At 60.3% G+C, this 239-nt stretch carries 1 protein-coding gene; it reads right to left on the reverse strand.

From position 1 onward, the window contains the following. Positions 1-239 (reverse strand): hypothetical protein (locus tag AC0L20_RS41760; protein ID WP_473295954.1); only part of this gene is annotated, 239 nt, incomplete at both ends.

Consider the following 239-nt stretch of genomic DNA (forward strand, 5'->3'; position numbering starts at 1 on the left):
GTCGACGCCGTCCGGCCCGCTGAAGGTGGCCGAGGTGGAAAACTTCGGGTCGATGAACCCGACGTTATCCTCGTAGCCGTCCCTGTACAACCGGGTGTAAGACAGTGGACGCGACACTCTGCCCAGCAGCGGCCAAGGGGCTGAAACATACACGGTGTCCGGGTCCACGTCGTTCTGGCGACGGCCCAGCAGTGCGTTGAGACTGAGTTTGGCTTGTTTGTGCAGATAATCGTTGAAGG

It is taken from the genome of Bradyrhizobium sp. Kon58, from assembly GCF_055807455.1.